At 57.4% G+C, this 25,784-nt stretch carries 19 protein-coding genes and 1 pseudogene; 11 read left to right on the top strand and 9 right to left on the bottom strand.

Going from position 1 to position 25,784, the window contains the following annotated elements; all coding sequences use genetic code 11:
* Nucleotides 1–9: 9 nt before the first annotated feature.
* Nucleotides 10–507 (bottom strand): molybdopterin-dependent oxidoreductase, encoded by a 498-nt coding sequence (locus ABK821_RS16690; RefSeq protein ID WP_343178995.1) that lies wholly within the window; start codon nucleotides 505–507, stop codon nucleotides 10–12.
* A 300-nt stretch (nucleotides 508–807) separates the two neighbouring features.
* Between ABK821_RS16690 and shiA the strand changes: the two genes are divergently transcribed.
* Both shiA and ABK821_RS16680 read left to right on the top strand, forming a co-directional pair.
* The gene (shiA, locus tag ABK821_RS16685; protein WP_308563673.1) at nucleotides 808–2,145 is read left to right on the top strand and encodes a shikimate transporter; all 1,338 of its coding nucleotides are present in this window, start codon (nucleotides 808–810) and stop codon (nucleotides 2,143–2,145) included.
* Nucleotides 2,146–2,154: 9 nt separating this feature from the next.
* Complete coding sequence (locus tag ABK821_RS16680; RefSeq protein WP_343178996.1) at nucleotides 2,155–2,886, top strand: lipoate--protein ligase family protein; 732 nt, start codon at nucleotides 2,155–2,157, stop codon at nucleotides 2,884–2,886.
* Here ABK821_RS16680 and ABK821_RS16675 read toward each other — a convergent pair.
* Nucleotides 2,879–3,796 (bottom strand): LysR family transcriptional regulator, encoded by a 918-nt coding sequence (locus tag ABK821_RS16675; RefSeq protein ID WP_343178997.1) that lies wholly within the window; start codon nucleotides 3,794–3,796, stop codon nucleotides 2,879–2,881. The genes ABK821_RS16680 and ABK821_RS16675 overlap by 8 nt on opposite strands.
* 114 nt (nucleotides 3,797–3,910) lie before the next feature.
* Between ABK821_RS16675 and ABK821_RS16670 the strand changes: the two genes are divergently transcribed.
* Both ABK821_RS16670 and ABK821_RS16665 read left to right on the top strand, forming a co-directional pair.
* Nucleotides 3,911–4,300 (top strand): tautomerase family protein, encoded by a 390-nt coding sequence (locus ABK821_RS16670; protein WP_138361712.1) that lies wholly within the window; start codon nucleotides 3,911–3,913, stop codon nucleotides 4,298–4,300.
* A 352-nt stretch (nucleotides 4,301–4,652) separates the two neighbouring features.
* Complete coding sequence (locus tag ABK821_RS16665) at nucleotides 4,653–5,762, top strand: adenosylhomocysteinase (protein ID WP_308563666.1); 1,110 nt, start codon at nucleotides 4,653–4,655, stop codon at nucleotides 5,760–5,762.
* A gap of 79 nt (nucleotides 5,763–5,841) precedes the next feature.
* Here ABK821_RS16665 and cobS read toward each other — a convergent pair whose 3' ends face one another.
* The 5 genes and pseudogenes from cobS to dacD all read right to left on the bottom strand — a co-directional run bounded on the left by cobS (nucleotide 5,842) and on the right by dacD (nucleotide 10,078).
* Complete coding sequence (cobS, locus tag ABK821_RS16660; RefSeq protein ID WP_138361710.1) at nucleotides 5,842–6,582, bottom strand: adenosylcobinamide-GDP ribazoletransferase; 741 nt, start codon at nucleotides 6,580–6,582, stop codon at nucleotides 5,842–5,844.
* 101 nt (nucleotides 6,583–6,683) lie between these two features.
* A pseudogene (locus ABK821_RS16655) lies at nucleotides 6,684–6,860 on the bottom strand (bifunctional adenosylcobinamide kinase/adenosylcobinamide-phosphate guanylyltransferase); the annotation flags it as partial.
* A gap of 192 nt (nucleotides 6,861–7,052) precedes the next feature.
* Nucleotides 7,053–7,388, bottom strand: a complete 336-nt coding sequence (locus ABK821_RS16650) for a DUF496 family protein (RefSeq protein WP_138361708.1) — start codon at nucleotides 7,386–7,388, stop codon at nucleotides 7,053–7,055.
* A 247-nt stretch (nucleotides 7,389–7,635) separates the two neighbouring features.
* Complete coding sequence (locus ABK821_RS16645; RefSeq protein WP_138361707.1) at nucleotides 7,636–8,694, bottom strand: FUSC family protein; 1,059 nt, start codon at nucleotides 8,692–8,694, stop codon at nucleotides 7,636–7,638.
* A 217-nt stretch (nucleotides 8,695–8,911) separates the two neighbouring features.
* Nucleotides 8,912–10,078: a serine-type D-Ala-D-Ala carboxypeptidase DacD gene (dacD, locus tag ABK821_RS16640; RefSeq protein WP_343179001.1), complete on the bottom strand. Its 1,167-nt coding sequence runs from the start codon at nucleotides 10,076–10,078 to the stop codon at nucleotides 8,912–8,914.
* 180 nt (nucleotides 10,079–10,258) lie between these two features.
* Between dacD and sbcB the strand changes: the two genes are divergently transcribed.
* Entirely contained in the window at nucleotides 10,259–11,683 is a 1,425-nt protein-coding gene (sbcB, locus tag ABK821_RS16635; protein WP_343178998.1) for an exodeoxyribonuclease I, read from the top strand.
* Nucleotides 11,684–12,755: 1,072 nt separating this feature from the next.
* Here sbcB and fusA read toward each other — a convergent pair.
* Nucleotides 12,756–14,858 (bottom strand): elongation factor G, encoded by a 2,103-nt coding sequence (gene fusA, locus ABK821_RS16630; protein ID WP_138361704.1) that lies wholly within the window; start codon nucleotides 14,856–14,858, stop codon nucleotides 12,756–12,758.
* 237 nt (nucleotides 14,859–15,095) lie between these two features.
* Between fusA and ABK821_RS16625 the strand changes: the two genes are divergently transcribed.
* Entirely contained in the window at nucleotides 15,096–15,407 is a 312-nt protein-coding gene (locus ABK821_RS16625; protein WP_138361703.1) for a helix-turn-helix transcriptional regulator, read from the top strand.
* A gap of 41 nt (nucleotides 15,408–15,448) precedes the next feature.
* Here the strand turns inward: ABK821_RS16625 and nifJ are convergent, their stop codons facing one another.
* Entirely contained in the window at nucleotides 15,449–18,964 is a 3,516-nt protein-coding gene (gene nifJ / locus ABK821_RS16620) for a pyruvate:ferredoxin (flavodoxin) oxidoreductase (protein WP_138361702.1), read from the bottom strand.
* A gap of 403 nt (nucleotides 18,965–19,367) precedes the next feature.
* On the opposite strand from nifJ, the gene nifH reads away from it, so the two are divergent.
* The 5 genes from nifH to ABK821_RS16595 are packed head-to-tail and all read left to right on the top strand — an operon-like array spanning nucleotide 19,368 to nucleotide 24,263.
* The gene (gene nifH / locus ABK821_RS16615; protein WP_138361701.1) at nucleotides 19,368–20,249 is read left to right on the top strand and encodes a nitrogenase iron protein; all 882 of its coding nucleotides are present in this window, start codon (nucleotides 19,368–19,370) and stop codon (nucleotides 20,247–20,249) included.
* A gap of 16 nt (nucleotides 20,250–20,265) precedes the next feature.
* Entirely contained in the window at nucleotides 20,266–21,714 is a 1,449-nt protein-coding gene (nifD, locus tag ABK821_RS16610; RefSeq protein WP_138361700.1) for a nitrogenase molybdenum-iron protein alpha chain, read from the top strand.
* Nucleotides 21,715–21,769: 55 nt separating this feature from the next.
* Nucleotides 21,770–23,332 carry a nitrogenase molybdenum-iron protein subunit beta gene (nifK, locus tag ABK821_RS16605; RefSeq protein WP_343179177.1) on the top strand — a complete coding sequence of 521 codons (1,563 nt, stop codon included), beginning with the start codon at nucleotides 21,770–21,772 and terminating at the stop codon, nucleotides 23,330–23,332.
* A 39-nt stretch (nucleotides 23,333–23,371) separates the two neighbouring features.
* Complete coding sequence (nifT, locus tag ABK821_RS16600) at nucleotides 23,372–23,590, top strand: putative nitrogen fixation protein NifT (RefSeq protein WP_138361698.1); 219 nt, start codon at nucleotides 23,372–23,374, stop codon at nucleotides 23,588–23,590.
* A 10-nt stretch (nucleotides 23,591–23,600) separates the two neighbouring features.
* On the top strand, nucleotides 23,601–24,263 hold the full coding sequence (locus ABK821_RS16595; RefSeq protein ID WP_343179175.1) for a NifB/NifX family molybdenum-iron cluster-binding protein: 663 nt from the start codon (nucleotides 23,601–23,603) through the stop codon (nucleotides 24,261–24,263).
* Nucleotides 24,264–25,784: the final 1,521 nt, after the last annotated feature.

Raw genomic sequence — 25,784 nt, 5'->3', positions numbered from 1 at the left:
ATCAAACCCTTACTCAATGATAATCTTCGAAACCTGCCATACCGATCGGGAATAATAAATCTGATTCTGCAATTCCGGGCTGCTGTCATACGGATAAACAATAAATAAAGGCCCTTTATCGCGAATGCGCATATATTCACCGTTCATTTTTAACGCCAAAACAACCGGGAATTTATAAAAATCGTCCAGCGGGATGACTGAGATATAATCATTAAGCGCCACCACCCTGGCTGACTTGCCTTTAGCGCCAACTAACTTCATGAGTTTATTGAGGGAAATACCATCAAAACGAACCTTTCCTGAATACCATGGCGTGGTTGTCACGACCGTTTCCATACCCAGTTTTTCTAATGTCGCCACGTCAAAAATGGCAGTATCACCCTGATTCGTATTCTCAATCTTGCCGGAAATAGTTAAAACGGTTTTACCTGCTGGCATCGGCAGTTTTTCTGCAAATGCGGAAGGCAAAACCATGGCACAAAATAAAACTGCAAAAATTAACCGCATTTAACTCACCATTCCGAAACTGGAGACGCGTTAATTGTAAACCATTTAAGTCATTTGTTAAAAGGCGTCCCTCCCCGATTCAAAAATTAAAATTAAAACAATAAGAGAACGCCGATACTCACCTGCGCGCGAACCGGCAGACCGTTATCCCGCGCAGTCAGGCAGGGGCCAGATCTCGTTATACGCGCAGAACAGGTAAAAATCTTTTCTCTTGCCCTCCGGCGAGGTAGTCTCACTGCAGCCCTGAATCAGGAAAAAATCTCATTCCAATAATTAAACTCAGCAACAGACAGGACAGCTATGGACTCAACGCTTATTTCTAATCGCCCCGGCAAGGAGGCATATTCACTTAATCGCGCCCGCAGGGCGGCCTGGGGCAGCTTCGCCGGGGCTGTCGTCGACTGGTACGATTTTCTTCTCTATGGCATCACCGCCGCGCTGGTGTTTAACCGGGAATTTTTTCCGCAGATCGGCCCGGCGATGGGTACCCTTGCCGCCTTTGCTACCTTTGGCGTTGGTTTCCTCTTCCGCCCGCTGGGGGGCATTATCTTCGGCCATTTCGGCGATCGCCTCGGGCGTAAACGCATGCTGATGATGACCGTCTGGATGATGGGGATCGCCACCGCCTGCATCGGTCTGCTGCCCTCATTCAGCCAGATTGGCTGGTGGGCCCCGGTTCTGCTGGTTCTGCTGCGCGCCGTACAGGGATTTGCGGTCGGTGGTGAATGGGGCGGCGCGGCGCTGATGGCGGTTGAAAGCGCCCCCAAAAATAAGAAAGCATTCTACAGCAGCGGCGTACAAGTGGGATACGGCGTCGGGTTACTGCTCTCCACCGGCCTAGTGTCGCTGATAAGCGCCAGCACCACTAACGAACAATTTCTGAGCTGGGGCTGGCGTCTGCCGTTCTTGTTCAGCGTCGTGCTGGTACTGGTGGCGGTGTGGATCCGCAACGGTATGGCGGAATCCGCTGAGTTCGAACAGCAACTGCGCGAACAGCAGCGGCATCCGCAGAAAAAACGCCTGCCGGTGGTGGACGCGCTACGTCGCCATCCCGGCGCGTTTGTATTGATTATCGCCCTGCGCCTGTGCGAACTGCTGACGATGTATATCGTCACGGCTTTCGCCCTCAACTACTCCACGCAGAATCTCGGCCTGCCGCGGGAACTGTTCCTCAATATCGGCCTGTTAGTCGGCGCCATAAGCTGCCTCACTATCCCCTGCTTCGCCTGGCTGGCCGACCGCTTCGGCCGACGCCGCGTCTACATTACCGGCGCATTGATCGGCGCGCTCAGCGGCTTCCCGTTCTTTATGGCCCTTGAAAGCCAGTCATACTTCTGGATCCTGTTCTTCGCGCTGATGCTGGCGAATATCGCTCACGATATGGTGGTTTGCGTCCAGCAGCCAATGTTCACCGAAATGTTTGGCGCCAGCTATCGCTATAGCGGCGCCGGAGTAGGATATCAGGTCGCCAGCGTCGTCGGGGGCGGATTTACGCCATTTATCGCCGCCGCGCTGGTCACCCTTTCCGGGGGCGCCTGGCACAGCGTCGCGATCTATTTAACTGCGGGCTGTCTGCTCTCGGCCTTCACCGCAATGCTGATGAAAAAAAGCCGCCACGGCAATATAGACGCAGTTTAAGGAGACAGGATGACTCAGCTTCCCTGCTGGCCGACGCGTTTTGATCACCATTCGTTGCCGGTGCAATATTGCGCCGATCCAACGCTGGCTGAGCAACCGCTGCTCGACCGGGCGCGCGCCGGTGACGCTGTCGCTCAGCTCTGGCAGGCCCCGCGGGGGTTTGTGGTGCCCGGAAGCTACCGCAAATTTGCGGCGCTTTCGACGGTGAGCGAGCAGTTTTCCCGTCGGGGATGGCCGATCTGGCTGCGCCGTTCCGGCGGCGGACTGGTGCCGCAGGGACCGGGGATTATCAATCTCAGCCTGGCATGGCCGCTTTATCAGTCGCTGGGAGAAGCCGCAGAGCCGGTTTATCTTTTCCTCTGCGCGCTGCTCCAGCGTACGCTGGCAAGTTTCGGCGTCGCCAGTCATTTCCAGGCAGTCAGCGGTTCATTTTGCGATGGCCGCTATAATCTGGCCTGCGGCGAAGGAGAGCATGCGCGGAAAATCGCCGGTACCGCTCAGTACTGGCGGCCAATGCCGGGCGGTAAAGGGCATGTGGTTCTCGCCCATGCGGTGATATTACTCGACGCCGATCTCCAGGCGGCCCATCTGGCGGCCAACGCTTTTGAGGCCCGGCTCGGCAGCGGCCGGATCTACCGTGCCGATAAAACCGTAACGCTGGCTGAGCTGGCGCCTGCGGCGCCCGCGTTACTTCCTCGCTTTCGCGAGGCGCTGGTGCAACAGTTGCAAAATATCAGCTGAAGGTCGCCTTCAGATAGCGGCTAAAGGTCTCTACCGCCCGCGATACGCGCGGCGCATAGGGGCGAATGACGTAAAGATTTTCGGCAAAGACATCCACCGGTCGCCAGTCCGGCAGCAGTTCCTGCACCAGCCCACGGCCAATCGCCTCTCTGGCGCTGAAATCCGGCAGCAGCGCAATCCCCAACCCCGCCAGTACCGCATCCCGCAGGGATTCGCTATTGTTGGTGGCAAACGGCCCCTGCACCTTCACGCTCACCCGCTCATCGCCGCGTTCAAAGGTCCAGTGCGGGCTTTGCGGCCCGCGCGGATAGGTCAGGCAGTGATGCTGCCGCAATGCCTCAGGCGAGTCCGGGCGGCCAAAGCGGCGAATATAATCCGCCGATGCGACAACCAGCGTCGCCGTCCGGCACAGCGGCCAGGCGACATGCGTTTCCGGCAGCAGTTCACGGCGACAGTGCCGAATGGCGAGGTCAAACCCTTCGCTGGCCAGCGAGATCAGACGGTCAGTGACCTCCAGCTGGAGATGAAGCTGCGGGTGCTGATGCAGAAAGGGCGTGATCGCCGGGACCAGTTGCTGGCGCGAAAATGCTACCGGCGCAGTCAGGCGTAGCGTCCCGCGCAGCGGCCCGCCCTCTTCATCGCAGGTGCCGGTAAAGATCTCACGAATTTGCCCAAAAGGCTCATTAAGCTCCGCCACCAGCCGCAGGCCATCATCGCTGAGGGTGACGCTGCGGGTCGTGCGGTGCACCAGCGTTTTACCGGTCACCCGTTCCAGCTCGCTAATTTTCTGACTAATGGCCGATTTGCTGACCGCCAGCTTTTCTGCGGCGCGGGTATAGCTTTTCTGCTCCTCCAGTACCGTAAGCCAGTACAGATGAGTCCAGTATATTTCAGGACGAATGTCGCTCATATGGATTGTTCACACAGGAAAACAATGAATTCAAATATAGCGGTTTTTACCCGCGTCAGCATTGGTTAGCATCACTTTCAAGAATTATTAACCCGACAATAAGGCGCATCTGCTATGCCATTACTGACATTTGATATCATTGAAGGCCGTACCGAAAGCGAAATCAAAACCCTGCTTGATGCGGCGCACCGGGCTGTCGTGCAGGCATTCAACGTGCCGGCGCGCGATCGCTACCAGATTGTTCACGAAAATAAAGCTCACCATATGATCATTGAAGATACCGGTCTGGGGCTGACGCGGAGTAAAAACGTGGTTGTGGTGAGGGTCTATACCAGCCCACGCAGCGAACAGCAGAAGCAGACTTTTTATGCCGTGCTGCAGGCTGAGCTTCAGGAACACTGCGGGATAAGCGGCGAGGACCTGATGATTTCGGTGATAAGCAACCACAAGGGCGACTGGAGTTTTGCCCACGGCGTTGCACAGTACATCACCGGCGAGCTTTAGGCGGTTTCGTCACTGCGCGCTGGCGTAGCGCCGCCGGGCGATCGCGGAACAATGCACTTTGTCAGCCGTCTGACGGGCACGATGTGCCCTGAGGCTGATGACAAACCTGTATCAGACATTCTTCCCGCGCTTACGCCGGATGGCGGTTAACGCCTTATCCGGCCTGCACCCCCTTCGGCATTCGGCGACGCAGGCCCGCGCCAGTAGCGCCGCGCGCAATTCCTGAAAAGTCACCTTGCCAGCCATCTGAATTCACTCGGTGAATATAATAATTCGCCCGCCTGCCACTCCAGGCTAAACTCACCCTCTTCCACCGGGATTTCCCCACTCTCTGGACTGAAGGTTAAACACATTGAATTACAAAACACACTTAGAAAAAGAAGTGGCATGGGCCTGTCAGAACATGCCGCGCACTCTGCGGCAGGTCGCTGCGCTTCCCGATCTCAGTCAGGTTCGTCTGGCCTGCTGTATGCACCTTGACATGAAAATGATCCCGCTGGTGCAAGGCATTCTGGCAAAGGGAGCCCGGGTTTTCCTCACCACCTGCAACCCAACGACGGTGCAGGATGAGGTGGTTGCCTGGCTGGTGGAACGCGGCGCAGAAGCCTGCGCATGGCGCAATATGAGCGACGCCGACTGGCGACAATCCTGGGAAAAAGCGATTGCCTGGCAACCAACGCACCTGTGTGAAATGGGCGCGGATATTACCACCCTGCTACATCAGCGCGGAGAGTTCGGTAACGTCGTGGCCGGGCTTGAAGCGACCGGCTCCGGCGTCAGTCGCCTGGGCGATATCCGTCCTGGCTATCCCATTTTTAACTGGGATGATTTGCCGGTTAAAGAAGGGCTCCATAACCGTCATATGGTCGGTCTGACCGCCTGGCACACCTTCTTCCAGACGACCCACCTGACCCTGCACGAGAAAAAAGTGCTGGTCATCGGCTATGGTCTGGTCGGCCAGGGCGTCGCGGCGGCGGCTAAAGCCTTCGGCGGTCAGGTGATGGTGGCGGAAATCGACCCGGCGCGGCGATTACAGGCGGCCTACGATGGCTGGCATGTCATTGAACTACAGCAGGCGATTGCCCTGGCGGATGTCGTCGCCACCGCGACCGGCGGCAAAAAAGTGGTTAATCGCGAGGCGCTGGATAAAACTAAAGATGGGGTCTTTATCCTCAACGTGGGTCACGTGGCGGAGGAGATTGACTGCGGGTATCTGCATCAGTTCAGTCATACCGAGGTGATGCCGTATATTAACGCCTACCGGATGGACAATAAAACCCTGTATCTGATGGCTAACGGTTCGATGCTCAACCTGACAGCCGGTTTTGGCGATAGCCTGAACGCTTTCGATGTCACCCTGGCGGTGATGGCCAGCGGCATTCAGCATATCGTTACCGATGGGATGAACGTGCCAGCGGACGTTTATCTGCTGCCGCAGCGCGTATGGCAAAACGCGCTGTAAGCGTACGCCCGGACAATGCCCCGGAAGCGGCGCCTGACACACCGCATCCGGGCGCGTCTGATACTCTCTCCTGCCGCGCCTACAGCAGGGCCAGCAGAAATATCACTTCGCCCAGTTCAATCGCCGCGCCCAGGGTGTCGCCAGTTTGCCCTCCCAGGGTGCGCTTCAGCGCCATGCCCAGTCCCCAGACCAGCACCAGCGTGATCATTGCCGCCCGCAGACCGCTGACCCCAAGCAGCAGCGTCGCCAGTACCACAGCTATCCCCAGGGCGATCAGCGTCTGACGCAGCGTAATTTTGCCGATAAACAGATTACCCAGTCCCTCTTCCCGGGCATAACGCTGACGATACATCAGCGCCACCACCATGCCGCGCCCCACGGCGCAGGCGGACGCCAGCGCAAAAACCGCCGATGTACCACGCAGAGACACTTCGGCGATCGCCAGCACTTTCGCGACCAGTACAAAGATCAGCGCCAGGCCGCCGTGGGTACCTAATCGGCTATCGCGCATAATTTCCAGCATCCGTTCACGACGACGGGCAGAGAAAATGCCATCGCAGGTGTCCGCCAGGCCATCAAGATGGAAGCCGCCGGTCAGCAGCGCCAGCGTCAGCACGCCAAGCAGCGCGGCAAGCGGTCCGCCGCACCACGGCTGGAGCAGCATCGCCACTGCGCCGCTGATGGCCCCCAGCAGCAAGCCGACAAAGGGAAAAGTGACGATACTGCGCTGATATTGTTCGATCTCCAGCCCCTGGGATAAACGTGCCGGCACCGGTAATCGGCTGATAAACGATAATGCGACAAAAAAAGACTTAATCATTGAAAGAGGACCCCCGTCGATAAATTCCACGGTCAGCGGTTATTTATCACCGACCACAATCTGCGTTATCCGCGTTGCGGTTACGCGGAAAAATCTGCGCTGCGCTCTTCCAGACGCCAGTGGGCCAGACGGGTATCACGATGGTGCTGAATGCGGGCGGCGATTTGGTTATCGGAAATCCAGGACGTCGCGATATAGATCGCCGAGACAAAAGAATTGAGTAAAGATTCGGCATCACGGCGTTGGCCGCTACGCGCACCGCCGGTAATCAGTATCATCGCGGCGGGACCTGTTGCAGGAACAGCATAAGATAAACCCTTCCGATATCAATATGTTTACGGCGGGAGTATACCAAATTCCGGCGAAAAGGTTCAGCGCTTGAGGGCGGCTTTTGCCCGGGAGTGAAGAGAGGATGCCGCAGTGAAGGACGGGATTCCGGCAGCGAAAGCCGCCGGAGCGCTAATAACGGATTACTCGCCAGATTTCTCTTCTGCTTTGGCTTCCCCCATCACTTTCAGTTTTTTAGAGATGTCGCGACGTTCTTTGGAGATTTCAGCATTTTTGATGATGTAATCATCAACGCGATCTTCATAATCGCTCTTCATACTGGCAATAATGCCCTGAATAGCTTCAACGCTCATGCCGGGCTTGATGTAGTCACTGAGGTTGTCCAGCAGCAGGACACGTTTTTGGTTATCACGGATCTTTTTCTCAACGTCCTGAATTTCACGCTGCAGTTTGTTCTTACGACGGTACAGACGAACAAACTCCAGTACGTCCTGAAAAGAAGGCTTAGTTGTTTCCATTTTTATACCCCTGATATTTGAGATTCGGATTCGTTAAAGCGGCTACCCTATAGGGCTAACATAACTGTTCGCAGCCGCTGATGACAATATTTTTTCCCTTGCGTTTATCATAACCCTAAATGCGGCTGAATCGAAGCAAGCGACAGGACAAATCACACACATCAGACAACCGACAACGTGTCATTTCGCGGCAATGGCAGCACAACGCACGTTGTCAGTAACCTGATATCTCTCTGATATCTCGTCTTTATTTACGCAATGCCCGACAAATCAAATGCGACAGCAGTTCGAGCTGACGCGCCAGCTCTATGGTTAACCAGACATAGCCGTGGATTGGCGTTTCGGAGAAATTCTCATCCTGCTGCTCTTTAATCAGCTGGCGCAGTTCAGCCACAATTTCATTCAGTTTTTCGTTGTTGGCGAGAATCGGCTGCGGGTTCCCTTCATACAGCGCGTGGGCGATGGTGAGCAACGTTTGCTGAGTCATTTGCTGAGTTTCGCGCAGCGTATGCGCATTAAGCATGACAAAATGGCCGGGACGAGAGGCCCAGTAAGCATTGATTTGCAATTCCAGCATGCATACCAGATTACGGCTGACGGTCTGAATCGCCTCGAAGATAGCTTTCTGAATGTGCGTTTCTTTACTGGCCGGGGTGATCAGACCGCGCATTTTCACCACATCATTGAGCACCTTTTGCAGGTGCTTTTCCAGCCGCGGGCGCTCAACAAGGTTTGGCGAAAATCCTGCCTGATACAGCCGGTTGAAAGCGGTGACGTAGCTGGCCATCTGGATGCGCCAGTGCAAAAACGCCCGCTGCGGCCAGATACCGGTAAACAGCATCGCCAGCAGAGAGCCAAAGATAACGTCGCCGCTTCGCCACAGCGCGGTGGTCATATCTCCCGGCGGCGCGCCCACCACCACCGCCAGCGTAATGCCAATCAGCAGCGCCTGGTAGGGCTTTTTGCCAAGGGCCAGCCAACCGCAGAGGAACATCGCCGCCGCGCACCATAGCAGCATGGCGGGCAGCGCGATAAGCTCCAGCTTCAGCGCCACTAGCCCGAGGGCCGAGCCGAGGATCGTGCCGCCAATACGCTGAAACGCACGCGGTACCACGTTACCCCAGAAAGAGATTGGCCCCATCACCACCACCAGAGTGATGAGAGGCCAGGTCCCTTCCGGTATGTTCAGCAGGCGCACCAGCATAAAGGTGAGCACAAAGGCCAGCGCTATTCGCACGCCATGAACGATGCGGTAATGGCGATACAGCCGAATTTCAAATGGCTTAAGTGATTTATCCGTGCGCACAACCCACTCCGACACAACGAAAAAGCCAATTGTAACCGCTTTTTCACCGCAGGCATCACGCGAATGTAAGAAACCTTGTCGACAGAAGGGATAAATCTCTGCTTCACTGAATGCCGGACTGCGACAACCTTATGTAACCCAATGATAGCATTGACGGTCATCCCATAGCCGCCGGGCGAAATACGAGATGCCGCTCCGGAACGGAGCGGCAGGAGAGTTACAGCTTCTGATGCAGATAATCGCTGAAGCGTGAGAACACACTGCCCTTGCCAACGCTTTCCAGCGTCACCAGCGGCCAGTGCGCCACCTCTTTATCCCCATCGTAGAGCGAGATTTCGCCGACCCGCTGATGAGCGGCAATCGGCGCTTCCAGCTCTTTTTTATCCAGCACATATTTCGCTTTGATGCGCGGCACCTCCGACTTTGGCAACGCCAGCCAGAAGTCCTGATCGGTCCCCAGCTTAATCCGCTCTTTATCGCCATACCAGATGCGCTCAACGCCGACCTGTTTACCGTTTTGCAGCACCTGCACCGTGTCGAAGTTTTGCTGGCCCCAGTGCAACAGCTTCGCCGCCTGCTGTTCACGCCCTTTTGCGCTGTCGGCGCCCATGACTACCGCTATCAGCCGACGATGACCGTCCACCGCCGAAGCGATCAGATTAAATCCGGCCCCGGAGGTATGGCCGGTTTTCAGGCCATCGACGTTCATGGTTTTGTCCCACAGCAGCCCGTTGCGGTTCTGCTGAGTGATACCGTTCCACGTCAGGCTTTTCTGGCTGTACATATGGTACACCTCAGGTTCGCCGTGAATGATCGCCCGGGAAAGCACGGCCAGATCGTAGGCCGAGCTGTGCTGCCCCGGCGCATCCAGGCCGTGGACGGTTTCGAAATGGGTATCCTTCAGATGCAGTTTTTCCACGTAGTGATTCATTAGCGCGACAAACTGCGGCTGACCGCCCGCAACATAGTCCGCCAGCGCCACACAGGCGTCATTGCCGGAATCAACGATCAGCCCACGGCTTAAATCACGCACGCTGACCCGATCGCCCGGTTTAAGGAACATCAGCGAGGAGCCGTTAAATACCGGGTTACCTTGCGCCCAGGCATCTTTTCCTACGGTGACAATGTCATCAAACGTGATGCGGTGGCTATCGATGGCGCGATCCACCACGTAGCCGGTCATCAGTTTGGTCAGGCTGGCAGGATTGCGCTGTTGGTGCTCGTTACCGGCGGTCAGCACCTGACCGGTCGTATAATCCATCAGCACCCAGGACGCGGCCTGAGTGGCGGGTGGCGCCAGGTTGACGGGAAAATCATTGGCGGCAAATGCGCAAGAAACGCTCGTAGCGAGCAAAGATACAGCAATAAACAAACGGCCTTTCAACAGCATATCCTCTAAATTGATAGATTCGCCGTCCTTTTTACGGAACTTCTCGTTTTATATCAGGGATTAATTGCAAGAAAATATGACACCGCAGACGCGCGGCAAAGCCGATGCCCTTCTGATGGCCCGGTAAATCGTTTACCATGATGGCTGCTTGCCACCAGGAATAACGAACAGATTATGCAAGATAGCGCCAACCAGCCCGGATTTTTGTTCCACGACTACGAAACCTTCGGCACCCACCCTGCACTCGACCGCCCGGCGCAGTTTGCTGCCATCCGCACCGATGAAGATCTCACTATCATCGGCGAACCAGAAGTCTTCTACTGTAAGCCTGCCGACGATTATCTGCCGCAGCCGCAGGCGGTGATGGTGACCGGGATTACTCCGCAGGAGGCCCTTGCCAAAGGCGACAACGAAGCCGCCTTTGCCCGCCGCATTCACGATCTGTTCACGGTGCCGAAAACCTGCGTTGTCGGCTACAACAACGTGCGCTTCGACGATGAAGTGACGCGTAATATTTTCTATCGTAATTTTTACGATCCTTACGCCTGGAGCTGGCAGCACGACAACTCGCGTTGGGATCTGCTGGACGTGATGCGCGCCTGCTATGCGCTGCGCCCGGAAGGGATTAACTGGCCGGAAAATGAAGAGGGCTTACCGAGCTTCCGTCTGGAGCATCTGACCGTCGCTAACGGCATTGAGCACAGTAACGCCCACGACGCCATGGCGGACGTTTACGCCACTATCGCGATGGCGAAACTGGTCAAAACCCGGCAGCCGCGTCTGTTTGACTATCTGTACGCCCATCGCAACAAACGTAAGCTGGCGACGCTGATTGACGTGTCGCAAATCAAACCGCTGGTGCATGTTTCCGGCATGTTCGGCGCAGCGCGCGGCAATACCAGCCTGGTGGCCCCGCTGGCGTGGCACCCGGATAACCGTAACGCGGTGATTATGGTCGATCTGGCGGGGGATATTGCGCCGCTGCTGGATCTGGACGCCGATACGTTGCGTGAACGGCTGTATACGCCAAAAAGCGATCTGGGCGAACTGGCGGCGGTGCCGATTAAGCTGGTGCACCTCAATAAATGCCCGGTGCTGGCGCAGCAAAATACCCTGCGTCCACAGGATGCCGATCGGTTAGGCATCAATATTCAGCGCTGCCTGGATAACGCGCGGCAGCTGCGGGCCAATCCGCAGGTACGCGAGAAAGTGGTGGCGATTTTTGCCGAAGCCGAGCCTTTTGTGCCGTCCGCTAACGTCGATGCGCAGTTATATAACGGCTTTTTCAGCGATGCCGATCGTGCGGCGATGAAAATCGTGCTTGAGACCGAGCCGCGTAATCTGCCGGCGCTGGATATTACCTTCGCCGATGCGCGCATTGAGCGACTGCTGTTCAACTATCGCGCGCGTAATTTCCCCGGCACTCTTGATGAAGCCGAGCAGCAGCGCTGGTTAGAACATCGCCGGGAGGTGTTTACACCGGAATTTCTACAGGCCTATGCCGATGAGCTGCAACTGCTGTATCAGCAGCACGCGGACGATAAAGAGAAGCTGGCGCAACTGAAGGCGCTGTGGCAGTACGCGCAGGATATTGTTTAATTTGCGGCTCCGGGCCTGGATTTATGGGGTTACAGGTCACGCCAGCCGCCACCTGGCAGGAATGCGGGCATGGTAGCGAAAACCGGCCTGTTATCCTCCGGTGGCGCCTCATATTCCGGTTCCGTGGGCTGTTCCGTTCACCGTCAGTACGAGGATATATGTTATCTCCACAGCCGGTGAACGGCATGGGGGCGTTTCGCTCGCCCCCATGACCCCCGGCATTGCGCTGGAAACCTGCCGCTGCGCGGTCCGCTCCACTCCGGCTTCATCTGGCGGACCGGGCGCGACTCGTGATTACTCGTCCCATCCCTGGGACTCGCCCTTTCAGGGCCAGCGCAAGCGCTGTTCAAAATTGCTCCGGGCAATTTTGTCCTGTCACGACTCAGCCTCTGGCCGCCGTCCTGGCGGCCAGTCCTGGATGCGCGCCTGCGTTCCCGCCAGGTTTCCCTGATGCGCCCAACCCCCATGCGGTGAGCCCGCAGTAAACCTGCAACTGCCTGACCGCTGAAGGTAATAAAACACAGGTTTTCTATTTTCTATTAAGCAGCGACGAATACCCTGCTGAAAGCACAAAACCCGCAGCGATGCCCTGGTGCCCGCTGAAACCGGCGAACCGGAGACCCGAAGACAAGGGCTGGACGCCAGGGATGGCGGCCAGAGGCGAATCGAGACAGGCCGTCGAGTTGAGCCGACCGCAGGCTGAGGGCCGGGAGGTGAGCGCAGTGCGCAGCACCGGTTTCTTTGCGGGACCGCGGGGATTGTAAAGGGGGAGACGGTTTTCTCCCCCTTTACCCGTTCACGGGCGACGGTAGTTCATTTTCTGCGGGATTACGGTGAACGGAACCGGTGGCGCAGGGCTTATATTTATGGGGTTTGTAGGTCAGTGTAGGTCAGGTAAAACACCATCCGCCACCTGACAAAAATACGGGCATGGTAGCGAAAACCGGCCTCTCATCCCCCGGTGGCGCTGCGCTTACCGGGGCTACGGGTCCTCAGCCATCTGAAAGACGGGAGCCCGGTATTCATGAATTTCCAGGTCAGGTAAGGCGTAGCCGCCACCCGGGAACGTTATTTAGCCTTTCGCCCGACTGGCGATAATCGCCTCCGCCACGTTACGCGGCGCTTCCGCATAATGATGGAACTCCATGCTATAGGTCGCCCGCCCCTGAGACATTGAACGCAACGTTGTGGAATAGCCAAACATCTCGGCCAGCGGCACGTCGGCGCGGATAATCTGGCTACCGAAACGCGCCTCCATCCCCTGTACCATCCCCCGGCGGGAAGAGAGATCGCCCATGATATTCCCGGCGTACTCTTCCGGCGTTTCCACTTCCACATGCATCACCGGCTCAAGGATCACCGGGTCCGCTCTGCGCGCCCCCTCCTTGAAACCGAATATCGCCGCCATGCGGAAAGCCATTTCCGAAGAGTCGACCTCATGATACGAGCCAAAGGTCAGGGTCGCTTTGATATCCACCACCGGGTACCCCGCCAGCACGCCGCTGCCCATCGCTTCGCGCAGCCCTTTTTCCACGGAAGGAATATACTCGCGCGGCACCACGCCGCCTTTCGTGGCATCTTCAAACACAAAGCCGCTCCCCGGCGCCAGCGGTTCAAGGGTCAGCACCACGTGACCATACTGCCCTTTCCCGCCGGACTGGCGAACAAACTTGCCTTCCACCTCTTTGACCGTTTTGCGGATCGTTTCGCGATAGGTCACCTGCGGACGGCCAATATTCGCGTCAACGGCAAACTCACGTTTCATCCGGTCAACGATAATCTCCAGATGCAACTCGCCCATCCCCGAAATAATCGTCTGACCGGACTCCTCGTCCGTGTGCAGACGAAACGACGGATCTTCCGCCGCCAGTCGTTGCAGGGCGATGCCCATTTTCTCCTGATCGGCTTTGGTCTTCGGTTCAATCGCCAGCGAAATCACCGGTTCCGGAAACGCCATCCGCTCCAGCGTGATGATCGCATCCGGGTCGCACAGCGTATCGCCGGTGGTGACATCCTTCAGGCCGACACAGGCGGCAATATCCCCGGCGTGCAGTTCATCCACCTCATGGCGATCGTTGGCCTGCATCAGCACGATCCTGCCGATGCGCTCTTTCTTCTCTTTCACCGGGTTCCACACCGCATCGCCTTTTTTCAGCGTGCCGGAATAGACGCGGATAAAGGTCAGTTGCCCGACATAGGGGTCGGTCATCAGTTTAAAGGCCAGCGCCGAGAACGGTTCGTCATCGCCAGGATGACGTTCGGCGGGCCGCCCTTTCTCATCCACGCCCTGAATCGCCGGAATATCCAGCGGCGACGGCATCAGCTCAACCACCGCATCAAGCATCCGCTGTACGCCCTTATTTTTAAACGCGCTGCCGCACAGTACCGCCTGGATTTCGCCCTTCACGGTACGCTGACGCAGCCCGGCAACGATTTCCGCCTCGCTCAAATCGCCGGTTTCCAGATACTTATCCATCAGTTCATCGCTGGCTTCCGCGGCGGCGGAAACCATTTTTTCCCGCCACTGCCGGGCGGTATCCAGAAGCTCATCGGGCACCGGAACATAGCTGAAGGTCATCCCCTGTGTGGCGTCATCCCACAAAATGGCGCGCATCGTGATCAGATCCACCACGCCGGTGAAGTGATCTTCCGCGCCTACCGGAATAACAATCGGCACCGGATTCGCTTTCAGGCGATCTTTCATCATCTGCACCACGCGGAAAAAATCCGCGCCGGGACGGTCCATCTTGTTAACAAAGGCCAGCCGCGGGACGTGATATTTATTCGCCTGCCGCCAGACGGTTTCCGATTGCGGCTGTACGCCGCCAACGGAGTCGTAAACCATTACCGCGCCGTCGAGTACCCGCATGGAACGCTCCACTTCAATGGTGAAATCCACGTGCCCGGGGGTGTCGATAATATTAATGCGATGCGGCGCGAAGCGGCGGTCCATGCCGGGCCAGAAACAGCTTACCGCCGCGGAAGTAATGGTGATCCCACGCTCCTGCTCCTGCGCCATCCAGTCGGTGATTGCCGCGCCATCGTGTACTTCCCCCAGCTTGTGGCTCATCCCGGTGTAAAACAGGATACGCTCGGTGGTGGTGGTTTTACCGGCATCGATATGCGCGGAGATACCGATGTTGCGATAACGTTCGAGGGGGATGGGTCGGGGCATGATGCGTCCTTAGTCATTTTGACTGTCAGTTAGCGGCCGGATACGCCGCGATTTATTCAACCGCATCTATCATAGTACAATTGTACGAGTATATTCGAACTATTTTTGCTATCGTAACTATCGGTAAAGCTGCGACGACGCCCGTGGCGTTAGAACCGCAGTTTGAGTATATTACCGGCCAGCCGCCGATACGGGCCGCCGCTTGCAGAGCGGCGCAACCGCCGACACAGGAATATTATGATCGCCAATCACCCCGAACCTGAACAAATTCGCCTCGAAAATGTCCTTTTCGCCCTCGGTAATCCGCTCCGTCTGGAGATTATTCGCATCCTTGCCGACGGCAGCGAGCAGAGCTGTAACGCTCTGCGTCATGAGGATGTGGCCAAATCGACCATGACCCACCACTGGCGCGTACTGCGCGACAGCGGCGTGATCTGGCAACGGCCTCAGGGGCGGGAAAACTTGATTTCGCTGCGCCGGGAAGATTTAAACGCGCGTTTTCCCGGCCTGCTGGATACGCTGCTCAGGGTGATGCAGCAAGAAGAATAAACCGCTGGCGCAGCCTCTTGCCCGCCCGCCGTTGCCTCGCGCTACTCTTCGCCGGCCAGCCGCTGATACTGCCTGAAGCGGTCCCGGGCATCCTCTTCGGTTTTACTGAAAAGCGCATCCGCCAGTTGCGGCGTCGTTTTGTGCAAAGAGGCATAGCGCACTTCCCCCAGTAAAAAGTCGCGGAAGCTCTCTTCCGGCTCTTCGGAATCCAGCACGAACGGCGTTTTGCCTTCCGCTTCACGCTGCGGATGATAGCGCCACAGATGCCAGTAGCCTGCCTCAACCGCCCGCTTCGCCTCACGCTGGCTACAGCGCATCCCGGCTTTCAGGCCGTGGTTAATGCAGGCGGCGTAAGCAATCACCAGCGACGGCCCCGGCCAGGCTTCGGCTTCCGCGATAGCCCGCAGCGTTTGATCTTTATCAGCGCCCATGGCGACCTGCGCGACATAAACGTTGCCATAGCTCATCGCCATCATGCCGAGATCCTTTTTGCGCGTGCGTTTCCCCTGCGCGGCAAATTTAGCGATTGCCGCCACCGGGGTCGATTTCGACGACTGTCCGCCGGTATTAGAGTAAACCTCAGTATCAAACACCAGAATATTCACATCCTCGCCGCTCGCCAGCACGTGGTCGAGGCCGCCGAAGCCGATATCGTAGGCCCAGCCGTCGCCGCCGAAAATCCACTGTGAGCGGCGAATAAAATAGTCACGGTTCTGCCAGAGATGCTCCAGCAGCGGCTCCCCGGCTTTTTCCACCGCCAGCAGTTCACTTAGCCGATCCGCACGCTCGCGGCTCCCTTCGCCGTCATCCTGATGGGCCAGCCACTGCCGCATCGCGTCAATAAGTCTGTCGCTTAACGGCAACGACAGGGCGGCGGTCATGTCGTCGGCAATCTGTTTGCGCACCGCCTGCCCGCCCAGCATCATGCCGAGGCCAAATTCGGCGTTATCTTCAAACAGCGAATTCGCCCATGCAGGACCATGACCGCGATGGTTAGTGGTGTAAGGCATCGACGGCGCGCTGGCCCCCCAGATAGAAGAGCAGCCGGTGGCGTTAGCAACCATCATCCGGTCGCCAAACAGTTGGGTGATCAGGCGGGCGTAAGGGGTTTCCCCGCAGCCCGCGCAGGCGCCGGAAAACTCCAGCAGCGGCGTTTCAAACTGGCTGCCTTTAACCGTTGTTTTGCGAAACGGGTTACTTTTTGGCGCCAGCGACTGCGCGTAATCCCAAACCGACGCCATCTGGCGCTGGCTATCGAGAGATTGCATTTTTAGCGCCTTACCGCGCGAAGGACAGATATCCACGCAGTTGCCGCAGCCAGAACAGTCCAGAGGGGAAATCGCCAGGTGGTAGTGATACGCTTTCGCCCCCTGAGCGGGCTTACTTAACAGCGCTACCGGCGCGGCGTCCTGCTCTTCAGGACTGAGCAACGCCGGACGGATCGCCGCATGGGGGCAGATAAACGCGCACTGGTTACACTGCGTACAGCCGTCCGGTTGCCAGACCGGGACCTCCAGGGCAATGCCGCGCTTCTCCCAGGCCGCGGTGCCCGACGGGAAGGTGCCATCCTCCATACCGACAAACGCGCTCACCGGCAGTTGGTCGCCGCACTGGCGGTTCATCGGTTGCAGAATATCGCGAATGAAGTCCGGCATCATGGCGGACGCTTGCGCTTCAGGCTCTTCCAGAGTCGCCCAGTGCGGCGGAATCGTCACCTGATGCAGCGAAGCCATCCCCAGGTCGATCGCCCGCTGGTTCATCTCAATAACGCTCGCCCCTTTACTGCCGTAGCTTTTTTCCACCGCCTGTTTGAGATAGTCCGAGGCGGTTTGCGGGTCAATAATCGCCGCCAGCTTAAAGAACGCCGCCTGCATCAGCATATTAAACCGCCCGCCAAGACCGAGCTCACGGGCGATATCGACGGCATTAAGGGTGTAAAAGCGGATATTTTCCCGCGCCAGATAACGCCGGAAGCGGGCAGGCAAATGCTGCTCCAGCGCCGCATCGGACCAGTTGCAGTTCAGCAAAAAGGTTCCGCCCGGTTTCAACCCGTCCAGCAGCTCATAGCGTTCGACATAGGATTGTTGCGAGCAGGAGATAAAATCGGCCCGGTGAATCAGATAGGGCGAAGTTATGGGCCGGTCGCCGAAGCGCAGGTGTGAAACGGTGATGCCGCCGGATTTTTTCGAGTCATAGGAGAAATAAGCCTGCACGTAGAGAGGGGTCTTGTCGCCAATAATTTTAATGGCGCTTTTATTCGCGCCAACGGTGCCATCTGAGCCCATGCCCCAAAATTTACAGGCGGTGATCCCGGCATGCGATACCGCCATCGCGCCCTGATACGGCGGTAATGACGTAAAGGTGACATCATCGACAATACCCAGCGAAAAGCCATCTATCGGCAGCGGTTTGTTCAGGTTGTCAAACACCGCGGCAATATCGCCGGGCAGGACATCCTTGCCGCCCAGCCCGTAACGGCCACCGACAATCAGCGGCGCAGCGTCATGGTGATAAAATGCGTTTTTAACATCGAGACACAGCGGCTCGGCCTGGGCGCCAGGCTCTTTCGTGCGGTCCAGTACCGCAATCCGCTGCACGGTTTTTGGCAGTTGCGCAAAGAAGTGCGCCAGTGAAAAGGGGCGAAACAGATGCACGCTGAGTAACCCGACCTTCTCCCCTGCGCTATTCAGCGTATCCACCACTTCCTGAATGGTGTCGCAAACCGAACCCATGGCGATGATGACCCGTTCGGCATCCGGCGCGCCGGCGTAGTTAAACAGATGGTATTCCCGTCCGGTGAGGGCGCTAATTTGCGCCATCGTGTTTTCAACAAGCTCAGGAAGCGCCTGATAAAAACGGTTGCCCGCTTCCCGTTCCTGAAAATAGATATCCGGGTTTTGTGCGGTTCCGCGAATAACCGGATGATCCGGATGCAGCGCGTTACGCCGGAAACTGTCCAGCGCGGAGCGGTCGAGCAGCGTTGCCAGTTGCTCATATTCCAGCACCTCGATCTTTTGAATTTCATGCGAGGTACGAAAACCATCAAAAAAGTTAACAAACGGGATGCGCCCCTTAATCGCCGCCAGATGGGCGACCGCGGAGAGATCCATCACCTGCTGAACGTTGTTCTCCACCAGCATGGCGCAGCCGGTCTGACGAACCGCCATCACATCCTGGTGATCGCCAAAAATATTCAGCGAATTGGTGGCCAACGCCCGGGCGCTGACGTGAAAAACCCCCGGCAGCAGTTCACCGGCAATCTTGTACAGATTGGGGATCATCAGCAGCAGCCCTTGCGAAGCCGTGTAGGTCGTGGTGAGCGCCCCGGCCTGTAGCGCGCCGTGTACCGCGCCTGCCGCACCGGCCTCTGATTGCATCTCCATTAAGCGCACCGGCTGACCAAACAGGTTCTTTTTCCCCTGCGCCGCCCATTCGTCGACGTTTTCCGCCATCGGCGTAGAGGGAGTAATAGGATAGATCGCGGCAACATCGGTAAAGGCATAGGAAACCCAGGCCGCCGCGGCGTTGCCATCCATTGTTTTCATTTGTCCGGACATTGTTCAATCCTCGAAGGTGAGAGGCATCTTCGCCGCGTCGGAAAGCGGCAAACCCAGTGATGGCCTCAAGCACAGCCTGTGCCAGCTCGCGCATAACAAAATAGTTACTGTAAATTCAGTACGTTATTTAAATAACCGCCCGGTATTGCGCAGAGAGATTGCGCGGAATAAGACACAGCACGCGACAAGCTGTTGAACAGGCGACAAAGCGCCACAATCGGTCCGACGCGTGGAATTGTTCTGTTTCTCACATTTGGTCGCCTTATTGTGCCGTTTTGTTTTACCCCTGCCGCAGGGATTTTAAGACAATTTCATGTATATCAATGTGTTAATCAATCAGGCACGACTGGTATGTTCCCTGCACTTCTCTGCTGGCAAACACTCAACAACAGGAGAAGTCACCATGACCATGCGTCAATGCGCTATCTACGGTAAAGGCGGTATCGGCAAATCCACCACCACGCAGAACCTCGTCGCCGCGCTGGCGGAGCTGGGCAAGAAAGTGATGATCGTCGGCTGCGATCCCAAAGCGGATTCCACCCGCCTGATCCTGCACGCTAAAGCACAGAACACCATTATGGAGATGGCCGCCGAAGTGGGGTCGGTCGAGGATCTGGAGCTGGAAGATGTTCTGCAAATCGGCTACGGCAACGTGCGCTGCGCGGAATCCGGCGGTCCGGAGCCAGGCGTCGGCTGCGCGGGCCGCGGCGTTATCACGGCAATCAACTTCCTGGAAGAGGAAGGCGCCTACGAAGATGACCTCGATTTCGTCTTCTATGACGTGCTCGGCGACGTAGTTTGCGGCGGCTTCGCCATGCCGATCCGCGAAAACAAAGCCCAGGAGATCTACATCGTCTGTTCCGGCGAGATGATGGCGATGTACGCCGCCAACAATATCTCCAAAGGGATCGTCAAATACGCCAAATCCGGCAAGGTGCGCCTCGGCGGCCTGATCTGTAACTCGCGCCAGACCGACCGCGAAGACGAACTGATTATGGCCCTGGCGGAAAAACTCGGCACGCAAATGATTCATTTTGTGCCGCGCGACAACATCGTGCAGCGCGCGGAAATCCGCCGGATGACGGTTATCGAGTACGACCCGACCTGTAATCAGGCCAATGAATACCGCACTCTGGCGCAAAAAATCGTCAACAACACCATGAAGGTGGTACCGACCCCCTGCACCATGGATGAACTGGAATCGCTGCTGATGGAATTCGGCATCATGGAAGAAGAAGACACCAGCATCATTGGTAAAACCGCCGCCGAAGAAAACGCGGCCTGATCACAGGATAATGACCATGACCAACGCAACAGGCGAACGTAATCTGGCGCTCATCCAGGAAGTCCTGGAGGTGTTCCCGGAAACCACGCGTAAAGAGCGTAAAAAGCACATGATGGTCAGCGATCCGCAAATGGAAAGCGTTGGCAAGTGCATGACCTCCAACCGCAAATCGCAACCCGGCGTGATGACCGTGCGCGGCTGCGCGTATGCGGGTTCCAAAGGGGTGGTTTTTGGGCCAATTAAAGATATGGCTCATATTTCCCACGGGCCGATCGGCTGCGGCCAGTACTCGCGCGCCGGACGACGCAACTATTACACCGGCGTCAGCGGCGTCGAGAGTTTTGGCACGCTGAACTTCACCTCAGATTTCCAGGAGCGCGACATCGTCTTCGGCGGCGATAAAAAACTCAGCAAACTGATTGAAGAAATGGAGCTGCTGTTCCCGCTCACAAAAGGCATCACCATTCAGTCGGAATGTCCGGTGGGGTTGATTGGCGATGATATCAGCGCCGTGGCGAATGCCAGCAGCAAAGCGCTGAATAAACCGGTGATCCCGGTTCGCTGCGAAGGCTTTCGTGGCGTATCGCAGTCGCTGGGGCACCATATCGCCAACGACGTGGTACGCGACTGGGTGCTGAACAACCGCGAAGGGCAGCCGTTTGAAGCCACGCCTTACGATGTGGCGATTATCGGCGACTATAACATCGGCGGCGATGCCTGGGCTTCGCGCATTCTGCTTGAAGAGATGGGGTTACGGGTCGTTGCGCAGTGGTCCGGCGACGGTACGCTGGTCGAAATGGAAAATACGCCATTCGTGAAGCTGAACCTCGTCCACTGCTACCGTTCGATGAACTACATTGCCCGGCATATGGAGGAAAAGCATCAGATTCCGTGGATGGAGTACAACTTCTTCGGGCCAACCAAAATCGCCGAATCGTTGCGCAAAATCGCCGACCAGTTTGACGACACCATTCGCGCCAACGCCGAGGCGGTGATCGCCCGATACGAAGCGCAAATGGCGGCGATCATCGCCAAATATCGTCCGCGCCTGGAGGGGCGCAAGGTGCTGCTCTATATGGGCGGCCTGCGGCCACGCCACGTTATCGGCGCCTATGAGGATCTGGGCATGGAGATCATCGCTTCCGGGTATGAGTTTGGCCATAACGATGATTACGACCGCACCCTGCCGGAACTGAAAGAGGGAACCCTGCTGTTCGATGATGCCAGCAGCTATGAGCTGGAGGCCTTCGTCAAAGCGCTGAAGCCCGATCTGATCGGCTCCGGTATCAAGGAAAAGTACATCTTCCAGAAAATGGGCGTGCCGTTCCGCCAGATGCACTCGTGGGACTATTCCGGCCCGTACCACGGCTACGATGGTTTCGCTATTTTCGCCCGCGATATGGATATGACCTTAAACAACCCGGCGTGGAGCGAACTGACCGCTCCGTGGCTGAAGTCTGCGTGATTGCCCACTCACTGTCCCGTCTGTTCACCGATTTGTGGCGCGGGAGGAGAACACCATGAGCCAAACAATTGAGAAAATTAATAGCTGCTATCCGCTATTTGAACAAGATGAATATCAGCAACTGTTCCGCAATAAACGCGGTATGGAAGAGGCGTATGACGCGCAGCGCGTGCAGGAGGTCTTCGACTGGACGACCACCGCCGAATATGAAGCGCTCAATTTCCAGCGCGAAGCCCTGACCGTCGATCCGGCGAAAGCCTGCCAGCCGCTGGGCGCGGTGCTCTGCGCGCTCGGATTTGCCAACACCCTGCCCTATGTACACGGTTCCCAGGGGTGCGTGGCCTACTTTCGCACCTATTTTAACCGCCATTTCAAGGAGCCGATCGCCTGCGTTTCCGACTCAATGACCGAAGACGCGGCGGTTTTCGGCGGCAACAACAATATGAACAAGGGCCTGCAGAACGCCAGCGCGCTATACAAACCGGAGATCATCGCCGTCTCGACCACCTGCATGGCGGAAGTTATCGGCGATGACCTGCAGGCGTTTATCGCCAACGCCAAAAAAGATGGTTTTGTCGACAGCAGCATCGCCGTGCCGCACGCCCATACGCCAAGCTTTATCGGTAGCCACGTCACCGGCTGGGACAATATGTTTGAAGGGTTCGCCAAAACCTTTACCGCCGACTACCAGGGGCAGCCAGGTAAACTGCAAAAGCTCAATCTGGTGACCGGTTTTGAAACCTATCTCGGCAACTTTCGCGTATTAAAGCGGATGATGGAACAGATGGCGGTGCCGTGCAGCCTGCTTTCCGACCCGTCAGAGGTGCTCGATACCCCTGCCGATGGGCATTATCGGATGTATGCGGGCGGCACCAGCCAGCAGGAGATAAAAGAGGCCCCGGACGCCATTGATACGCTGCTGCTGCAACCGTGGCAGTTGCTGAAGAGTAAAAAAGTGGTTCAGGAGATGTGGAATCAGCCCGCGACTGAAGTGGCGATCCCGCTGGGGCTGAGCGCCACCGACGAACTGCTGATGACCGTCAGCCAGCTTAGCGGCAAACCGATTCCCGACGCCCTCACCCTTGAGCGCGGACGGCTGGTGGATATGATGCTCGATTCCCACACCTGGCTGCATGGCAAGAAATTTGGCCTCTACGGCGATCCGGATTTTGTCATGGGGCTGACTCGCTTCCTGCTGGAGCTGGGCTGCGAGCCGACGGTTATTCTGAGCCATAACGCCAACAAACGCTGGCAAAAAGCGATGAAGAAAATGCTTGATGCCTCGCCCTACGGGCGTGAAAGCGAAGTGTTTATCAACTGCGATCTGTGGCACTTCCGTTCGCTGATGTTCACCCGGCAGCCGGACTTTATGATTGGCAACTCCTACGGCAAGTTTATTCAGCGCGATACCCTGGCAAAGGGCAAGGCCTTTGAAATACCGCTCATCCGCCTCGGCTTTCCGCTGTTTGACCGTCACCATCTGCACCGCCAGACCACCTGGGGCTATGAAGGCGCAATGCAGATTGTGACAACGCTGGTCAACGCGGTACTGGAGAAACTGGATAGCGATACCAGCCAGTTGGGTAAAACCGATTACAGCTTCGACCTCGTCCGTTAACCATCAGGTGCCCCGCATTATGCGGGGCCAGGAGGGAATATGCCCATCGTGATTTTTCGTGAGCGCGGCGCGGATCTGTATGCCTATATCGCCAAACAGGACCTGGAAGCGCGTGTGATACAGATTGAGCATAACGACGCCGATCGCTGGGGCGGCGCCATTTCGCTGGAAGGAGGACGCTGTTATTACGTTAATCCTCAGCCTGCACGGCCTGTCTTCCCGGTAAGCCTGCGCGCGACCCGCAATACGCTGCTATAAGGAGCTGAAGATGTCCGACAACGATACCCTTTTCTGGCGTCTGCTGGCGCTGTTTCAGACTTTACCGGACCTGCAACCGGCGCAAATCCTGGACTGGCTGGCGCAGGAGAGCGGAGAGACGCTGACGCCATCGCGGCTGTCCACCCTGACGCAAACGCAATTAGCCGCCCGCTTTCCCTCGCCTGATGCGGTGATGTCTCCCGCCCGCTGGTCACGGGTGATGTCTTGTCTGCGAGGCGAACTGCCCGCCCATTTACGTATCATTCGCCCCGCTCAGCGCACGCCGCAGCTGCGGGTCGCCTTTTGCTCGCAGGATGGTCTGGCGATTAACGGTCATTTCGGTCAGGGGCGGCTGTTTTTTATCTATGCGTTCGATGAGCAAGGCGGCTGGCTGTACGATCTGCGCCGCTATCCCTCCGCGCCCGACCAGCAGGAGCCCGGCGAAGTGCGCGCCCGGCTTGTGGACGACTGCCAGTTGCTGTTTTGTCAGGAGATTGGCGGGCCAGCCGCCGCCCGGCTGATTCGTCACCGGGTACATCCGATGAAAGCGCAGCCCGGTACCACTATTCAGGCCCAGTGCGACGCGATCAATACGCTGCTGGCAGGGCGTTTACCGCCATGGCTGGCGAAGCGACTTAACAGGGATAACCCTCTGGAGGAGCGCGTTTTTTAATCCCTGTATTGTGCCTGTTGCCCGCTGACCCCGCGGGCTTTTTTAGCGTTACCGGGAGCGGTGGAATGCGTGCCGTCTACGCGGCCCATGCCGTCGGGTAATTGCTGACAACGTGCGTTTTTCAGCAATTGCCCGGCGGCGCTTCGCTTGCGCGGGCCTACGTCGCTTGATCGGTTCTACAGAGTGAGTAGGTCGGGTAAGGCATCAGCCGCCACCCGGCAAAATGCGGACGCAATATCTCATGCAGATTCGGCATCACGCTCAAACCTGCTTCACATTCTGGTTCAGTGAGTAGGCCGGGTAAGGCGTCAGCCGCCACCCGGCAAAATGCGGGCATGGTAGCGAAAACCGGCCTGTTATCCCCCGGTGGCGCCTCATATTCCGGTTCCGTGGGCTGTTCCGTTCACCGTCAGTACGAGGATATATGTTATCTCCGCAGCCGGTGAACGGCATGGGGGCGTTTCGCTCGCCCCCATGCCCCCCGGCATTGCGCTGGAAACCTGCCGCTTCGCGGTCCGCTCCACTCCGGCTTCATCTGGCGGACCGGCTGAGACGCGGCATCCTTGCCGCGACTCAGCCTCTGGCCGCCGTCCTGGCGGCCAGTCCTGGATGTGCGCCTGCGTTCCCGCCAGGTTTCCCTGATGCGCCCACCCCCCCGGCGGTGAGCCCGCAGTAAACCTGCAACTGCCTGACCGCTGAAAGTGATAAAAAACTGGGGAAAATACCGCCCTCATCTGAAAGACCGACAGCGACGAATACCCTGCTGAAACCACAAAACCCACAGCGATGCCCTGGTGCCCGCTGAAACCGGCGAACCGGAGACCCGAAGACAAGGGCTGGACGCCAGGGATGGCGGCCAGAGGCGAATCGAGGCATGACGCCGAGTTGAGCCGACCGCAGGCTGAGGGCCGGGAGGTGAGCGCAGTGCGCAGCACCGGTTTCTTTGCGGGACCGCGGGGATTGTAAAGGGGAGACGGTTTTCTCCCCCTTTACCCGTTCACGGGCGACGGTAGTTCATTTTCTGCGGGATTACGGTGAACGGAACCGGTGGCGCAGGGCCTGTATTTATGGTTTTCCAGGTCAGGTAAGGCGTCAGCCGCCACCCGGCAAAAATGCGGACGCAATATCTCATGCAGATTTGGCATCACGCTCAAACCCGCTTCACATTCCGGTTCAGAGGGTTGTTCCGTTCACCGTCAGTACGAGGATATTCGTTATCTCCGCAGCCGGTGAACGGCATGGGGGCGTTTCGCTCGCCCCCATGACCCCCGGCATTGCGCTGGAAACCTGCCGCTGCGCGGTCCGCTCCACTCCGGCTTCATCTGGCGGACCGGGCGCGACTCGTGATTACTCGTCCCATCCCTGGGACTCGCCCTTTCAGGGCCAGCGCAAGCGCTGTTCAAAATTGCTCCGGGCAATTTTGTCCTGTCACGACTCAGCCTCTGGCCGCCGTCCTGGCCGCCAGTCCTGGATGTGCGCCTGCGTTCCCGCCAGGTTTCCCTGATGCGCCCACCCCCCCGG

This window comes from Klebsiella sp. KE9456 (assembly GCF_043832615.1).
Taxonomy (GTDB): Bacteria; Pseudomonadota; Gammaproteobacteria; order Enterobacterales; family Enterobacteriaceae; genus Klebsiella; species Klebsiella indica.
This window is presented reverse-complemented; position numbering and strand designations above follow the sequence as displayed.

Bases quoted from the DNA above. Each gene is read 5' to 3' on its own strand.
- ABK821_RS16690 (WP_343178995.1), bottom strand. From the start codon at position 507: ATGCGGTTAATTTTTGCAGTTTTATTTTGTGCCATGGTTTTGCCTTCC.
- shiA (WP_308563673.1), top strand. From the start codon at position 808: ATGGACTCAACGCTTATTTCTAATCGCCCCGGCAAGGAGGCATATTCA.
- ABK821_RS16680 (WP_343178996.1), top strand. From the start codon at position 2,155: ATGACTCAGCTTCCCTGCTGGCCGACGCGTTTTGATCACCATTCGTTG.
- ABK821_RS16675 (WP_343178997.1), bottom strand. From the start codon at position 3,796: ATGAGCGACATTCGTCCTGAAATATACTGGACTCATCTGTACTGGCTT.
- ABK821_RS16670 (WP_138361712.1), top strand. From the start codon at position 3,911: ATGCCATTACTGACATTTGATATCATTGAAGGCCGTACCGAAAGCGAA.
- cobS (WP_138361710.1), bottom strand. From the start codon at position 6,582: ATGATTAAGTCTTTTTTTGTCGCATTATCGTTTATCAGCCGATTACCG.
- ABK821_RS16650 (WP_138361708.1), bottom strand. From the start codon at position 7,388: ATGGAAACAACTAAGCCTTCTTTTCAGGACGTACTGGAGTTTGTTCGT.
- sbcB (WP_343178998.1), top strand. From the start codon at position 10,259: ATGCAAGATAGCGCCAACCAGCCCGGATTTTTGTTCCACGACTACGAA.
- fusA (WP_138361704.1), bottom strand. From the start codon at position 14,858: ATGCCCCGACCCATCCCCCTCGAACGTTATCGCAACATCGGTATCTCC.
- ABK821_RS16625 (WP_138361703.1), top strand. From the start codon at position 15,096: ATGATCGCCAATCACCCCGAACCTGAACAAATTCGCCTCGAAAATGTC.
- nifJ (WP_138361702.1), bottom strand. From the start codon at position 18,964: ATGTCCGGACAAATGAAAACAATGGATGGCAACGCCGCGGCGGCCTGG.
- nifH (WP_138361701.1), top strand. From the start codon at position 19,368: ATGACCATGCGTCAATGCGCTATCTACGGTAAAGGCGGTATCGGCAAA.
- nifD (WP_138361700.1), top strand. From the start codon at position 20,266: ATGACCAACGCAACAGGCGAACGTAATCTGGCGCTCATCCAGGAAGTC.
- nifK (WP_343179177.1), top strand. From the start codon at position 21,770: ATGAGCCAAACAATTGAGAAAATTAATAGCTGCTATCCGCTATTTGAA.
- nifT (WP_138361698.1), top strand. From the start codon at position 23,372: ATGCCCATCGTGATTTTTCGTGAGCGCGGCGCGGATCTGTATGCCTAT.
- ABK821_RS16595 (WP_343179175.1), top strand. From the start codon at position 23,601: ATGTCCGACAACGATACCCTTTTCTGGCGTCTGCTGGCGCTGTTTCAG.